Annotated in this window: 13 protein-coding genes; 1 reads left to right on the forward strand and 12 read right to left on the reverse strand. The window is 41.2% G+C overall.

Annotated features, from left to right (window positions below; all coding sequences use genetic code 11):
- Window positions 1-27 precede the first annotated feature (27 nt).
- The 3 genes from PE36_RS10265 to PE36_RS10275 form a co-directional block, all read right to left on the reverse strand.
- Complete coding sequence (locus tag PE36_RS10265) at window positions 28-3,807, reverse strand: translocation/assembly module TamB domain-containing protein (RefSeq protein WP_006031945.1); 3,780 nt, start codon at window positions 3,805-3,807, stop codon at window positions 28-30.
- Window positions 3,807-5,540 (reverse strand): autotransporter assembly complex family protein, encoded by a 1,734-nt coding sequence (locus tag PE36_RS10270; RefSeq protein ID WP_043994417.1) that lies wholly within the window; start codon window positions 5,538-5,540, stop codon window positions 3,807-3,809. Before PE36_RS10270 ends, PE36_RS10265 begins: the two co-directional genes overlap by 1 nt.
- 204 nt (window positions 5,541-5,744) lie before the next feature.
- Window positions 5,745-6,383 carry a deoxynucleoside kinase gene (locus tag PE36_RS10275; RefSeq protein WP_006031947.1) on the reverse strand — a complete coding sequence of 213 codons (639 nt, stop codon included), beginning with the start codon at window positions 6,381-6,383 and terminating at the stop codon, window positions 5,745-5,747.
- 208 nt (window positions 6,384-6,591) lie between these two features.
- Between PE36_RS10275 and PE36_RS10280 the strand changes: the two genes are divergently transcribed.
- Window positions 6,592-7,932 carry a DEAD/DEAH box helicase gene (locus tag PE36_RS10280; protein WP_006031948.1) on the forward strand — a complete coding sequence of 447 codons (1,341 nt, stop codon included), beginning with the start codon at window positions 6,592-6,594 and terminating at the stop codon, window positions 7,930-7,932.
- Window positions 7,933-8,045: 113 nt separating this feature from the next.
- Here the strand turns inward: PE36_RS10280 and moaE are convergent, their stop codons facing one another.
- From moaE to napA, 9 genes are all read right to left on the reverse strand, one after another.
- The gene (gene moaE, locus PE36_RS10285; protein WP_006031949.1) at window positions 8,046-8,501 is read right to left on the reverse strand and encodes a molybdopterin synthase catalytic subunit MoaE; all 456 of its coding nucleotides are present in this window, start codon (window positions 8,499-8,501) and stop codon (window positions 8,046-8,048) included.
- The gene (moaD, locus tag PE36_RS10290) at window positions 8,502-8,747 is read right to left on the reverse strand and encodes a molybdopterin synthase sulfur carrier subunit (RefSeq protein ID WP_043994418.1); all 246 of its coding nucleotides are present in this window, start codon (window positions 8,745-8,747) and stop codon (window positions 8,502-8,504) included. It lies immediately after the preceding gene.
- Window positions 8,748-8,765: 18 nt separating this feature from the next.
- Window positions 8,766-9,242 carry a cyclic pyranopterin monophosphate synthase MoaC gene (gene moaC / locus PE36_RS10295; RefSeq protein ID WP_006031951.1) on the reverse strand — a complete coding sequence of 159 codons (477 nt, stop codon included), beginning with the start codon at window positions 9,240-9,242 and terminating at the stop codon, window positions 8,766-8,768.
- Window positions 9,243-9,257: 15 nt separating this feature from the next.
- Window positions 9,258-9,764, reverse strand: a complete 507-nt coding sequence (gene moaB, locus PE36_RS10300; protein ID WP_006031952.1) for a molybdenum cofactor biosynthesis protein B — start codon at window positions 9,762-9,764, stop codon at window positions 9,258-9,260.
- Window positions 9,765-9,925: 161 nt separating this feature from the next.
- The gene (locus tag PE36_RS10305) at window positions 9,926-10,444 is read right to left on the reverse strand and encodes an RNA methyltransferase (RefSeq protein ID WP_006031953.1); all 519 of its coding nucleotides are present in this window, start codon (window positions 10,442-10,444) and stop codon (window positions 9,926-9,928) included.
- A gap of 150 nt (window positions 10,445-10,594) precedes the next feature.
- Window positions 10,595-10,729, reverse strand: coding sequence for a TIGR02808 family protein (locus tag PE36_RS24000; RefSeq protein WP_006031955.1), 135 nt, complete (start codon window positions 10,727-10,729; stop codon window positions 10,595-10,597).
- 22 nt (window positions 10,730-10,751) lie between these two features.
- On the reverse strand, window positions 10,752-11,324 hold the full coding sequence (locus tag PE36_RS10310; protein WP_006031956.1) for a NapC/NirT family cytochrome c: 573 nt from the start codon (window positions 11,322-11,324) through the stop codon (window positions 10,752-10,754).
- Window positions 11,325-11,353: 29 nt separating this feature from the next.
- The gene (locus tag PE36_RS10315) at window positions 11,354-11,821 is read right to left on the reverse strand and encodes a nitrate reductase cytochrome c-type subunit (protein ID WP_006031957.1); all 468 of its coding nucleotides are present in this window, start codon (window positions 11,819-11,821) and stop codon (window positions 11,354-11,356) included.
- Window positions 11,822-11,909: 88 nt separating this feature from the next.
- Entirely contained in the window at window positions 11,910-14,396 is a 2,487-nt protein-coding gene (gene napA / locus PE36_RS10320; RefSeq protein ID WP_006031958.1) for a periplasmic nitrate reductase subunit alpha, read from the reverse strand.
- Between the last annotated feature and the right edge of the window lie 78 nt (window positions 14,397-14,474).

A 14,474-nucleotide genomic window follows, 5' to 3' on the forward strand; every position in this document is an offset into this window, starting at 1 on the left:
TTTTATTTTATGCGCTGAGGATTAAGATTAACGACTAAACTTGTAATATAAATCGACAGCACTATCCACACCGCTCACTAACTCTATGTACAGCTTGGGTATGATCTCGTAGCGTACAACAACTTCACTCAAATCCGAAAATAAACCAATGCCATAACGGATCTGAACACCTGGTAGTACATAACCACTCACTTCCACCCGAGTATCGTCGCCCTGTCCTCTCGTATCAATAGCAAAGTCTTTAACACCTAATGTATCACCTAAGAAACCGATAACGTCTTTACCTTGGCCTAGGCTGGAGCCTACGAGCATTGTGGTGATAACAACATCCTGACTAGTTTCGTCTTCCGAGTTTATATCGCGACCACGCAATAAATACGAGATCATTCTGGTCTGCTGCATTTCTGGTTCTGAAAATATCGTGAATACAGGTTTCTTTACGGGTCCGATTAAGCGAATACCAACAACCACATTATCTTCGGTTAGCTCTGTATTACGTATTGCTTCAACATTAATATATGGGTTTTCAACCGAGCCAGAGAAAACAACCTGACCCTTACGAATATAGAGGTCTTGTCCAAACGAGCGGTAACGACCGTTTTCAAACTGCAACATACCATCAGAAAACAAGTTACCATCTTCGTCAAGCACAATACTTATTGCACCAGTTATATTAGATTCTAACCCAAAAGAATCAATTTTAACGTTATCTAACAGTTTGATATTCACTTGAACATCAAGTGGGTAAGTTTGTTTTACCGTAAACTCATCTGAATCAATAATGATAACATCGTTAGAAACCTGAATCGCACTTTGCGGTAATTTTTCAACTTTAATTAGCGCATAAGGTATGACAATATCGCCGGTTATTTTAGCCCCCTTATCGTCACCTTCAACTAGAATTTCAGGGCTGAAATGAAGTTTTAAGCCCTTATTATCGTCAAATTCGAAATTGTCACCATGTAACAACATTCGGTAGTTGAATTCATCCACCCACACAAGACTACCCGTGATCTTTGCTAATCCCTTACCTGAATTAGCACTACCAGTAATACTGGCTCGTTCTCCGCTGGACTCGATACTGAATTGAAAGTTTTCCAACGTCACAGGCAATTCATCACCCGCTAAATAGCCATTATTAACATTGAACTGACCAATAACCTCAGGCTTATCCAACGTACCTCCGACAATACCGGCACCAGAGACAACACCATTAAGTACATCGACCTGATAAATCAAAGGTTCAATAAATGCTAAATCAATGTCCACGATATTTATATCACCACTCAATTCTCGGCTATCAAAGAGATCATCGATACGAATATCACTTGTCATCCCACCCAGCTCACGGGATTGAATATTAGTTTTTACGCTTACACTAGATTCGTCTAATCGAACCTGCATTGTTAGGGTGTCAAAATTTGCGGTACTACTTTCTTCTTCATTATAAATAAGTGCCGAGCCATCAGTGATACTCACTTCCGAGTTGAGCTGTAACGGTTGTCCTTTACCCCAAGTCACTTGACTAACAATATTCAGTAAACCTTCAATTTCAAGGTTATTGGCGGTTTCTAAACCCAGTTTATTAATATCATAGTCATGTAATTGGAACTCAAACTTATCCGAATCTTCAAGTTTACCGTCAAAACCTAAACAGAATTTTGCTTCTTTTTCATTCCAACAATGTTGCTCAACAGAAAGGTAATAGTCTTTATCAGAGAACGAAAGTTCGACATTGGGATCAACAATCCAATTTCCGTATTCAGAGTTAATACGTCCTTTCGTCACTTTGCCTCGCCAAACCTCTCCAAGCCAAGAGCCTGCCACCTTCAATACCGCGTTGTTTTTGTCATTTTCAATATTTAAACTAATACTGTTACTGCCATTGTCGGCTTTATAATCGACTGCGACCTTACTAATCAGCTGCTCACCAATGTTCAATTCTTCGCCCGACAGTGAGATCACGCCCTCTGGACGTTCCGTCAAACTGATTCGACCATTTAGATCTGCGCGTGATAATTTATTATTTTCCAACGCCACATGATCTGCGAACAAATCGAAATTTAGCCAAGGTTTAGATTTATTACCTATAACAGTAAAATAACCAAACGCACTGCCTTTACTTCCAGCAAGATAGGGGGTTAATGATTTTACATCGACTTCTCCGCCTAACTTAAATTGCTCATTGATAATACCATCGAGTCGAATAGAATCGTCACCATGGGAAAGAGAGAAACCATTCAAATGCCAATAAAGATCTTGATTTAACGTGAGTTTCCCTTGTAACGTTAATGGATAACTTGCTATATCCGCAGCAACATTAATATCATGTATATCTACGCGCCAATCATTATCTGATTCGAGTTTAAAATCGACTTTCGCATCACCACTGGGCCGGAGTTTTACTTCTGGCCAGTATTTATCTAACTGTACACCTTTCGTCTCTATGTCACTGCTAACCCGAATACCATCAACCCAATCTAGTTGTGCCGACGCAACGACAGTCCCGCCCAAAGTCTGAGCGTTTATGGTAGAAAACATTAATCCTTGCAAACTGCCCTTACCCTCTGCATCTAGATTAATTAACGGTGCATTATCAATGTCGAGTGAACCGGAAATAACGATATTATAATCATCTAAATCTCCTTGTAATGATAACGAACCGTCTTTTGTCTCTATATAAGCAGGTGACAGTAATGGCCAGCCTAAATGCTGCCAATTAGCATGGATCGTAAATGGTAAAGCAGGCTGTAATGGCGCTAATGAGGCGTCTATGTGGGTATTGAACGGCCCGGAGGTCTTAATCGCCAAGTCGATTTTATCAAGGCTGCCGCCCGCTTTTACGTCAATGACAAGGTGATTTAATAATTCGGGCTGTTTGAATGTCGTGCGGGCATTTACATACAAAGGATAACCTTGCTGTAATACAATATTTCCTTTTATGCTGGTATTAGCCTGGGGCATATCAACGACAAGTTTTTCAATGTTCACCTCACCGGCATCAATAAAACCGATTAAATCGATTGCATTAAAATCAAGAAATAAGTCGTTAATCTGAAGTTTCGATTGCATCAATTTAGCGTCATGCACATCGACACGTAATGGAATTGAGACCTGATAAAGCTCAAATTCATTTAATAATGCTGACACAGCATCTAATTGTTTATTAATTTCAACGCGAGCGATAGCTTGTTTCGTGCTTGCTAGCGCGTTGCTTTTTTCTGCCGTCAGCACTTGAACAAATACATTTGTCGTTTTGACTTGGGTAACCGAAATATCTCGTCCTGATAAATTCACCGCACCTTCAAGCCGATCGGCGGTTATTTTGGTATTAGCGATAACCACATTTATATTATGAATATCGATATTGGCAACACGAATGAAAATCGGGATGTCTAGCTGCCAGTCATTATTGGTAATGTTATCATCAAGTTCAGCAATACGTGTTAAGGCATCACTTAAATCTATGCCTAAAAGTACGCTGCGTTCTTTCTCAAGGGCCATCGAATAGCTGACGGCAGCAGCATTAATCGAATTGACACAAAGCTCACCACCGAATAAACAAGATAAATCGATATCGTAATCTAAATCTACAATTGAGAGCTGAAGTAAATCGCCTTGCCAGTCTATTTTTGTCCAGCGCGCTTGACTAAATACAGTGCCGTTATCAAGTTCAAGATACAGTGGTAACCCTGCGTTATTCAGTTTCTCAATAATGTATTGGTTACCGGCATGGCTACCAAGCAATGCGGTAATGCTGCCAAGCATTAAAATCAGTAAAACAAACGTGATTTGAAGAAAACGCATTACAATTCAGGTCCAATATACAAGTGAAAAGTATACTTAGTATCAGTATCAGAATTAACCGGCACCGCAAAGTCAACTTTAACAGGGCCGATCGGTGTCATCCAGCGAATACCAGTACCCACACCAATACTAATAGGTTCGGAGAAATCATTGGTTGAAGTACCTGCATCTACAAAAAGGCCAATTCGCCATTTCTCAGCAAACTGATAACCGTACTCAAACGAACCCACCGTTAGATATCGACCACCGATATAGGCATCTGCCGCATCAACAGGCGTAACCGTTTCATATTGATAACCACGGATACTCTGGCTACCACCAGCAAAAAAACGCATTGAAGCAGGCACACTTTCAATTTCATCGACATAGATAGCACCAAGATCCACTCGCGTAGTAAAAAAGTGAGTTCGATCAAGAGAGCGTAAATACTTCGTTCTGCTTTGTACTTTAGCCATGTTAATGTCAGCGCCCCAATAACGACTAGCCACTTCAAAATTAAACAGTTGTTGATTACCCCAATACGGATCGACACCACCGCGTTGTTTTGTTCGCGCAAAACTGACACCAGGTAACACCATAATGCTACTACCAACTTGACTCGCTTGAGTAAAATCTTCTTGTTCAAATTTGACAAACCAAGTACGTAACCATTTTGATTCTAGTTCAAATTGACGCTGTAACTGTAACGTAAACAGTTTACTTTCGGTGTCTTCATTGTCTTTACGTTGATAACCAAATTGAATTTTAGCGATGTTAGTGATTGGATCTTCAATGGGAATATCATAGTTAAAGGTAAATTCTTGCTGTACTGTCGAATACTCAAATTCTGCAGAGACACTGTCACCGCGATTGTTGATCCAAGGTTTCTTCCAGCCTAACGTCCCTCTAAAACCGACATCACTCAAAAAACCGACACCAACCTCATAAGTATTGCTGGGATGGTTAATCACAGTGATCACGATTGGGACTTTACCGTCTTTCCTGGCGTTAATATCAGGCACGACAGAGGCCGACTGGAAATAACGACTGTTGAACAACGCTAAACTATACTCAGCAACTAAATGCGACTCATAGGCTTGCCCTAACTGAAAGGTGGCTAATTCAGTGACGACAGTCCCAGACTTGGTTTGATTAGATAACACCGAATCACCAAATACATATCGCTGCTTACTGTCGAAAATAAGATCGACATCCGCACTATTCTTCTTAATGCTAACACGCACTTCACTTTGCGCCCACTTACCGTCAAAGTAGCCCCGTGCTAATGCTAATTTTGTAATTGCAGCTTTGAATTGGTCATAATCTTGATGCGATAAATAAGTTCCGGACTTAAGCGGCACAGTACTAAGCAGATCTGAAAAAGCAGGATCATTGCCCGCGTCACCGTTGATCCGAATATTAACCTTTGCAAGTTTAATTCTGTCGCCAAGTTTGATGTCGATAAATACAATGAGTTCATCATCATCTAGCGTCAGGTTAACCGTCGTTTCTGACTGATAAAAACCGAATACTTGGATAGATTCAATGATATGTTTTCGGACTTTAGATTCAAAATAACTGTAGTTATTACCTTTGGGTGTAGATATTGTCGACAAATAAGAATTAACGTTATCCTCGATAGCACCGGAGACACCTTTAATTTCGAAATCAACACTTGAGACAGCAAACGCAGAAGGAGAAAAAACAGAAGAATATAACAATAGCATCAATGCGAACGGAGCGGGTAATTTCACTAACTGAGGCCTTAACTTAGCACAGTTCAAATATAGAATAGTACTTTCCATGTAAAGGAAAATGATGAGTAACAGATTAGTCTAATTAGTATAAAAAAACAATGACGTGGTATTTACTACACCATTGTATATGCCCAAGCTACTTCGAGCAGCACAATCAGTAAACCTCTGATATAACATCTTGAAGTAGTTTGGGTATATTAACTAAAGGCCTTCGCTAATAATACGCTTAGCTAAGGTTGTTGGGCAACCAAACTCGGTCCAATCTTCAGTCAGTAGCACGGTGTCATATTTACGGCAAATGTGCGGTAAAAATGTGTCATGGCAATCAGAAATTAATTGCAGATAATCACGTGGCGTACCTTGCTCGGCATCACGAGCGCGTGAAAGCATACGTGTATAAGCCGTTTCAGCGTCACAACGTAGATATACAACAGCCGATACGCGCGGGTAATCGACTAGTTTAGTCTGGATATCGTAATAATAATCAAGATCTTTGCCATCAGGGCGGCAAGCTTCTGCTAGATTCGCTTGGCAGAATACCAGGTCAGAGAATAATGAACGCTCAATAATGTAATTAAACGCAGGGTCCAAATCTTTACAGATATCAGATCTTTTGTTGGTAATGTAGCGCTGAAATTCAATGCGGCGTGCAGGATCAACCGTAAACGCTTGTAATAAGCGTTGAAATTCAGGGTCTGAATCAACATCTTCTAATATTAACTGCCAGTCGGCGTTATCATGTTCTGTTAATTCTTTAGCCAACAAAGGTAGCAATGTTGATTTACCGACACCGATATTACCTTCAATTGCGACTAGTTTAAACGTTTGCTCATTACTCATTATAAAACCTATGATGCTAATATAAGCGGAAGATTATAGCATATCGACAGGGCTATCCAAGCTCAAGCATGTTTAAATACTAAGCAGTTTAATAAATTAAGTCTGATTTATTTATCCGTTAACGTAAATGATACATTCACCTAAGTTATTTATTCCTGTATAATATGCCGCCTTAATGAGGCATATTGCCCAGTTGCTAGGATATCCAATGAAATTTTCATCATATAGTTTTACTCCCGAAATTTTACGCGCGCTAGATGCTTGTAATTATGACCAAATGACGCCTGTACAACAGCAAGCTATTCCAGCAGCTGGTCGCGGTAAAGATATTCTAGCGAACGCACAAACAGGTACTGGTAAAACAGCCGCGTTTGCTTTACCTATCTTGCAACAAATCGCAGATACGCCAAAAGACATCCATTCAGGCAGTGTACGCGCACTGATCTTAGTGCCGACACGTGAGCTAGCAGCACAAGTAACAGACAACATTAAAGCGTACAGCCAATTCATGGAACTTAACGTTGTGAGTGTATACGGCGGCGTTAAAATGGAAACGCAAACTAAACAGCTTAAACAAGGTGTTGATGTTTTAGTCGCTACACCTGGCCGTTTATTAGAACACCTACAACTTAACCATACCAACCTTGCTAACGTTGAACACTTAGTACTAGACGAAGCCGATCGTATGCTAGATATGGGTTTCATCACCGATATTCGTAAGATCTTAGAATCTATATCGAATGATTTCCAAACAATGCTTTTCTCGGCAACGTTATCTCAACAAATGAAGCACCTAGCAAATGAATTACTGACTAGCCCTGTGATTGTTTCAGCTTCAAAAGAAAACTCGACAGCGTCAACCATTAAACACGTTATTCACCCTGTTGAGCAGCGCCGTAAACAAGAATTACTCTCTGAGTTAATCGGTACTAAAAACTGGAAACAAGTATTAGTTTTTGTTAACACCAAAGAAGCGGCTAATAACATCGTTAAGGAATTAAAACTTGATGGTATTAAAGCTGACGTTTGTCACGGTGATAAAGGTCAAGGCGCACGTCGTCGTGCATTAACTGAATTTAAAGAAGGTAAAATCCGCGCACTTGTTGCGACAGATGTTGCTGCACGTGGTCTTGATGTTCAAGGTCTTAAGTATGTAGTTAACTATGATTTACCTTTCCTAGCTGAAGATTATATTCACCGTATCGGTCGTACAGGCCGCGCTGGTGAAACGGGTAATGCAGTATCATTTGTATGTCGTGAAGAAGAACATGGTCTGGCTGACATCGAAGCGATGATCGGTTATAAGATTGAGCGTGAAGTAGTTAAAGGTTATGAAGTAAGTAACCGTGATCGTCTGATTGCTGATATCAGTGGCCGTGCTGCGCATGAGCGTCGTCAACCTCGTCGTAACAAAGCTGTTGGTGAAGAAAAAGTTGAACACAAGCCAAAAACAACGGCGCCAACGAAAAAAGCAAGCAAAGGTAAACATCGTAAAACAAGTGCGAAGTTACACCGTAAAGGTAATGTAGCGGCACCAAAACAACGCTAACAATTAGCGTTGCTATTGATGAGTAAATAAATTAAAGGCCTTATTAAATAGTTTAATAGGGCCTTTTTGTATTTACGGAACAGTATCTACGCTTCATGATTTACAGGATGTAATTACTTCCAACGGTCGGCTGCTGTCGTATCCGTTTCTCGGGCATCTACCCAATGAGAACCCGCTTGGGTTGCTTCTTTTTTCCAGAATGGTGCTTGAGTCTTTAAATAGTCCATAATGAACTCGCATGCTTGAAAAGCATCACCACGGTGCATACTGGCTACACCAACGAAAACAATCTGGTCACCTAACGCCAATTCACCAATACGATGAATCACTTTAACACCTTGAATTGACCAACGTGTTTCAGCTTCAATCAAAATCTTAGCCAGTGACTTTTCAGTCATGCCGGGATAATGTTCAAGCGTTAAACCTGATACGTTATCACCCTGGTTAAAATCGCGTACCTTACCGATAAAAGTAACGACGGCACCAGTACTGTGGCTTTTACCTAACGCCGCATATTCAGTCGCTAAATCAAAATCTTCAGTTTGGATTTGAATGGTATCTGTATTCATTTAACCTCCCGTAACGGGTGGGAAAAATGCCACCTCGACACCGTCGTTAAGTGGCGAGTCTAAACTACAAATTTCTTGGTCAATCGCCACCAGCAATTTATCAGAATCAAGCGCCAGCGCCCACTTACCGCCTTTACCTGCTAATTCAGCACGTAATGCATTCACAGACTCAAACTGGCCAGTCACTTCTAATTCAGCGCATTCAACCAATTCTCTAATCTGTGCAAAAAATAATACTTTAATCATCATAATACCCTGCGCAATCTAAACTTTAAAATGACCTGACTTGCCACCAGTCTTCTCAAGTAGCTTAATACCATCAATGATGATGTCTTTTTGAACGGCTTTACACATATCATAAATGGTTAATGCAGCTACTGATGCCGCTGTTAACGCTTCCATTTCTACGCCGGTTTTACCCGAAAGTTTACAACAGGTTTCGATACGTACAAGGTTATTTTCTGGCTCTGGTGTTAACTCGACCGTCACTTTAGTCAGCATAAGCGGATGACAAAGCGGGATAATATCAGAGGTTTTCTTCGCGGCTTGAATGCCAGCAATACGCGCAGTGGCAAATACGTCACCTTTGTGGTGGTCACCCGACATGATCAGTGCCAGTGTTTCTGCCGACATACGCACAATCGCTTCCGCTCTTGCTTCACGTTGCGTTACTACTTTTTCAGTAACATCAACCATATTTGCTTCACCAGAAGCATTTACATGAGTAAATTGTTGAGACATTAGAATTCCTATTACTTAAATATGTGGCATAAAATTGCATGGACGATGAGAACTATTTAACTGCTCACGTAAGATCTTATTCCAACCTGTTTTGCATGCACCCGTTGATCCTGGCATACAGAAAATAACGGTTTTATTGGCAAAACCACCAACTGCGCGGCTTTGAATTGTCGATGTTCCGATCTCGTCGTATGAAACTGCACGGAATAATTCACCAAAACCTTCGATTGCTTTATCAAATAATGGCTGTACGGCTTCTGGTGTCATGTCTCGTGCAGTAAAACCAGTGCCACCGGTAATTAACACACCTTGGATATCTTCGTCAGCAATCCACTGAGAGACGATCGCACGGATCTTATATTTATCATCAATGACGATCTTTTTATCCATTAAAATATGACCGTCAGCAACAAGTGCTTCTGCAAGAAAGCGCCCTGAAGTATCTGTTTCTTCATTACGGGTATCGGATACGGTTAATACCGCAAGTTTTGCGGCTTTAAACGCTGATTCAGCATGGCTCATTATTTTTCCTTTTCAATTCAGTCATGTTAATTAAACAATTATAAGACATTGAGCTCATCGGTCGTTGATCTTGATCAGCTAGTAAATAACGTAAGTGTTAGCTGCAGCATAATTAAACAAGCTCAACGCTGAAAATGACCATCACACGTCGTTAGTATTTACTATTTGTTATTTACAGTCACTTTGACTTTGTTGTTATTGTCGCGACTGTCTCGAATCAATGCATCATTGGCGATGGTATCTGCAGATTTAGCAAGACGATCGTATAAAAGTACATTCACAGTTGCAGCAAGGTTCATACAACCCACTGTCGGTACATAAACAACCGCTGATGCACGATCAATGACTTTTTGATCTATGGTGCCGTCTTCAGGACCAAAGATATAGATAACGTTATCAGGATGCTCAAACGCCGGTAACGGGATTGCGCCTTCCGCTAATTCAACGCAAACAATATTGGTTGATTCTGGAATACTATCGAGCCAATTATCAACACCTGTTAATGGCGTTTTAGCGGCGATATTTTGGGTATCGGTTTGAAAGGCAGACGCGCGATCATATCTTCGCCCGGTATAATAAACCGCATCCGCTTGATAACAACCAGCTGCACGCATTACCGCACCGACATTAGTAGGACTTTTAGGATTGGTTAAACCAATTGATACATTTTTATTTTTCATTCAATGCTTTATTTTATCGATAATAAACGGGATCTTGTACCGGCTATAATACAGGGATATGAGACCTATCTCAAGGCCATCACGGGAGAACAAAAAAGGCCACATTATACAAATGCGGCCTTAACATTATTCATCTAGTTTACGTGTGTGTTATTTATTTCTATCTGCCGTGAGCGACAATGCCCATACCGAGAACCCTGCCACGCCAGCAAAACCAGCGAGTAAAATAACCGGCATCGCCGTGTAACCTAAGATATGCCAAATAACGTATTCTAACGTACTCATAATTGTGCTTCCTTTTTTCGATCTACCAACCAGGTACGTCAGACATATCTGGTAGTTGATGGGCAATACCTTTATGGCAATCAACACAGGTTTTTTCACCACTTGCTAATGCGGTAGAATGTTGTTTTCTACTCCGTGGGCCTTGCTCAGAGAAATCCATGTATTCAAAGTTATGACAATTACGACATTCCTGTGAATCATTTTCTTTCATCCGCTGCCATTCACGCACAGCTAAGTGTTTACGACGTGCTTCAAATTTTTCTTGAGTCGAAATGGTTCCCATCAAGAATGCCACAATTTCATTACTCGCTTGTACTTTACGTACAATTTTGTCTGTCCAGTTATGTGGTACGTGACAATCAGAACAGATTGCACGCACACCCGAACGGTTCGAGTAGTGAATTGTTTCTTTTAGCTCTTTAACAATTGGCGCATGACAAGCAGAACAGAATTCTTCTGTGTTGGTCGCCTCCATCCCCATGTTAAAGGCACCCCAGAAAATAATACCACCGAGAAAGCCCATGGCTAGGACAGTACCAACAGCCGCTTTACTGGGTGTGGTTAATGTTCGCCAAAATTTTAAAATTAGTTTCATTTTATCGCCTCATTTATTCGTTGATTAACTTAGCGTAATGAATCTACACGTTTAAAATCATTGTCGATTAACGGCGTGGCATCAACTTGAGTAACATGGCATTGCAAACAAAAGTAACGACTTGGTGATACGTCTGCAAGGACTTGCCCTTCCCGCGACTGGTAATGCGTTACACTGATCTTGGTCGCGCCCATTTCACCCGCATATTTCCAGCTATGACAAGATAAACACTTATTGGCATTGAGTGATACTTCATAATGACGTGTTTGATGCGGAACAAGTGGCGGTTGATAGACGTAATCACGATCAATTGGGCTACGATCTTTAATCACGCGCTTCAACTCATCTGCTTTACGCGTGGTATCTAATTCAGTAATACCGCGCAATGACGCAATACCGCCGTTATTTACATTTTCAATTTCGGCTGTCTCTGTCGCTAGCACTGAAACAGAAAATAACGCTCCTGCAGTTAGCAATGCAGCTAATAATTTTTTCATATTGTATTCTCCGCCTATTGGCAAATAAATCTGTTTTTTGCCAGCATTGATTGCTGGAAAAACCTGTATCTAGCAATGCATTTAATCATTACACTTTGGTAATTTTGACTGCACATTTTTTATAATCCGTTTGTTTAGATAACGGATCGGTCGCATCTAGACATACCTTATTGATTAATACTCGCGCATCAAAAAACGGAACAAATACTAAGCCTACAGGTGGACGGTTACGGCCACGTGTTTCCACGCGACAACGTACTTCACCACGAACAGATTGAACAAGTACTTCATCACCACGACGAACATTACGTTGCTTGGCATCATCCGGATGGATGTAACAAAGCGCATCAGGCATTGCACGGTATAACTCAGGTACACGCGCAGTCATGGTACCTGTGTGCCAATGTTCAAGAACCCGACCGGTACATAACCACATATCATATTCTTCATTTGGTTCTTCAGCAGCGGGTTCATAAGGGGCAAAAATAATATTCGCTTTGCCATCAGGTTTTCCATAGAACTCAAAACCTTTACCTTTGCCTACATAGGGATCACTGCCTTCTGCAAAACGCCATTTCGTTTCTTTGCCATCGACGACAGGCCAACGTAAGCCACGTACTTGATGGTAAACATCATAAGGGGCGAGATCGTGAGCATGACCACGGCCAAAGGAAGCGTATTCTTCAAACAAGCCTTTTTGCACATAAAAACCAAAGTCATGTGATTCATCATTCAATTCTTGTGCCTCACTCACAGGGAAAGCATCCACTTGACCATTTCGGAATAAAACCTCATACAAGGTTTTGCCTCTGTGCTCAGGCATTTTAACTAACAGTTCTTCGCCCCATACTTCTTCCACAGTGAAACGCTTTGAAAACTCAATAACCTGCCATGAATCAGATTTAGCGCCTTCAATTGGTTTAACTTGTTGATACCAAGCTTGAGTTCGACGTTCAGCATTGCCATAAGCGCCCTCTTTCTCCACCCACATAGCGGTTGGTAAAATAAGATCAGATGCTTGAGCCGTTACAGTTGGGTACGGGTCTGAACAAACAATGAAGTTAGCTGGATTACGGTAACCCGGTAAACCTTCTTCCATCATATTTGGCGCAGCTTGCATGTTGTTATTACACATAGTCCAGTACGCATTTAACGTACCGTCCTTAAGTGCGCGGCCTTGTGCAACGGCATGTAGACCCGGTTTTGCAGGAATAGTGCCTTCGGGTAATTTCCAGATTTTTTCAGCTATAGCACGATGCTTAGGATTTTTAACCACCATATCAGCAGGCAGACGGTGCGAGAATGTACCCACTTCACGCGCAGTCCCACACGCTGATGGCTGACCCGTTAGCGAGAATGGACCATTACCCGGTTGTGAGATCTTACCAACAAGTAAATGGATGTTATAAACAAGGCTGTTCATCCATACGCCACGCGTATGTTGATTCATGCCCATCGTCCATAGCGACATTACTTTGATGTTTGGATCAGCGTATTGTTTCGCGAGTATAATTAGTTTCTCTACTGAAACACCTGAAATCTCAGACGCTTTTTCGACCGTGTATTCAGCAACAGATGTTTTATACTCTTCGAATGTCATTGCCGACAATTTACCCGAGTTAGGGTTTTTAGCTTTCTGTTGTAGCGGATGCTCGTCACGAAGACCGTAACCAATATCAGTTGCAGTACGTTTAAAGTTAGTATGTTTGTTAACGAAATCCCAATTGACGGCATCGTTTTGAATGATGTAATTAGCAATAAAATTCGCCATGGCCAGATCAGATTGCGGATGGAAAATAACGCCTGTATCAGCTAGCTCAAATGAACGGTGTTTATATGTGGATAGAACGTTTACTTTCACATGCGGGTTACTTAAACGTCGGTCTGTTATGCGAGTCCACAGTATTGGATGCATTTCAGCCATGTTTGACCCCCAAAGTACAAACGAGTCGGCATGTTCAAAATCATCATAACAACCCATTGGTTCATCAATACCAAAGGTACGCATGAAAGCACCAACGGCAGACGCCATACAGTGACGTGCATTTGGATCTATATTATTTGACCGGAATCCTGCTTTCATCAATTTAACCGCAGCATAACCTTCCATTACCGTCCATTGGCCAGACCCGAACATGCCAATAGATGTTGGACCGTTCGCTTTTAGTGACGCTTTCCACTTCTCGGCCATGATATCAAAAGCTTGATCCCATGAAATTGGCGTAAACTCACCATTTTTGGCAAATTGTCCATCTTTCATGCGTAATAAAGGTGTCGTTAAACGATCTTTACCATACATAATTTTAGATAAGAAATAACCCTTAACACAGTTAAGACCTCTGTTAACGGGTGACTCTGGATCACCTTGTGTCGCAACAACTTTACCGCCTTGCGTACCAACTAAAACTGAACAGCCGGTACCACAAAAACGGCAAGCCGCTTTGTCCCATTTAATCTTAGTTTCTGTCGAACTTGCAATCAGATTTGTTGCAGTCGCAGGAAGTGTTACCCCAGCAATTGCTGCTGCAGATACCGCTGCATTTGCTTTAACAAATGCCCGTCTGGTCAGTTTCATAGATCACCCTCTCATGATGGATTTAACATTTAGCTGATACGCTATATTTGAATAATTCCATCTATTTTAGCGGTTATC

It is taken from the genome of Moritella sp. PE36 (assembly GCF_000170855.1).
Classification (GTDB): Bacteria; Pseudomonadota; Gammaproteobacteria; order Enterobacterales; family Moritellaceae; genus Moritella.

Coding starts and splice junctions, on each gene's coding strand:
- PE36_RS10265 (WP_006031945.1), bottom strand. CDS start 3,807: ATGCGTTTTCTTCAAATCACGTTTGTTTTACTGATTTTAATGCTTGGC.
- PE36_RS10275 (WP_006031947.1), bottom strand. CDS start 6,383: ATGAGTAATGAGCAAACGTTTAAACTAGTCGCAATTGAAGGTAATATC.
- PE36_RS10280 (WP_006031948.1), top strand. CDS start 6,592: ATGAAATTTTCATCATATAGTTTTACTCCCGAAATTTTACGCGCGCTA.
- moaE (WP_006031949.1), bottom strand. CDS start 8,501: ATGAATACAGATACCATTCAAATCCAAACTGAAGATTTTGATTTAGCG.
- moaD (WP_043994418.1), bottom strand. CDS start 8,747: ATGATTAAAGTATTATTTTTTGCACAGATTAGAGAATTGGTTGAATGC.
- moaC (WP_006031951.1), bottom strand. CDS start 9,242: ATGTCTCAACAATTTACTCATGTAAATGCTTCTGGTGAAGCAAATATG.
- moaB (WP_006031952.1), bottom strand. CDS start 9,764: ATGAGCCATGCTGAATCAGCGTTTAAAGCCGCAAAACTTGCGGTATTA.
- PE36_RS10305 (WP_006031953.1), bottom strand. CDS start 10,444: ATGAAAAATAAAAATGTATCAATTGGTTTAACCAATCCTAAAAGTCCT.
- PE36_RS24000 (WP_006031955.1), bottom strand. CDS start 10,729: ATGAGTACGTTAGAATACGTTATTTGGCATATCTTAGGTTACACGGCG.
- PE36_RS10310 (WP_006031956.1), bottom strand. CDS start 11,324: ATGAAACTAATTTTAAAATTTTGGCGAACATTAACCACACCCAGTAAA.
- PE36_RS10315 (WP_006031957.1), bottom strand. CDS start 11,821: ATGAAAAAATTATTAGCTGCATTGCTAACTGCAGGAGCGTTATTTTCT.
- napA (WP_006031958.1), bottom strand. CDS start 14,396: ATGAAACTGACCAGACGGGCATTTGTTAAAGCAAATGCAGCGGTATCT.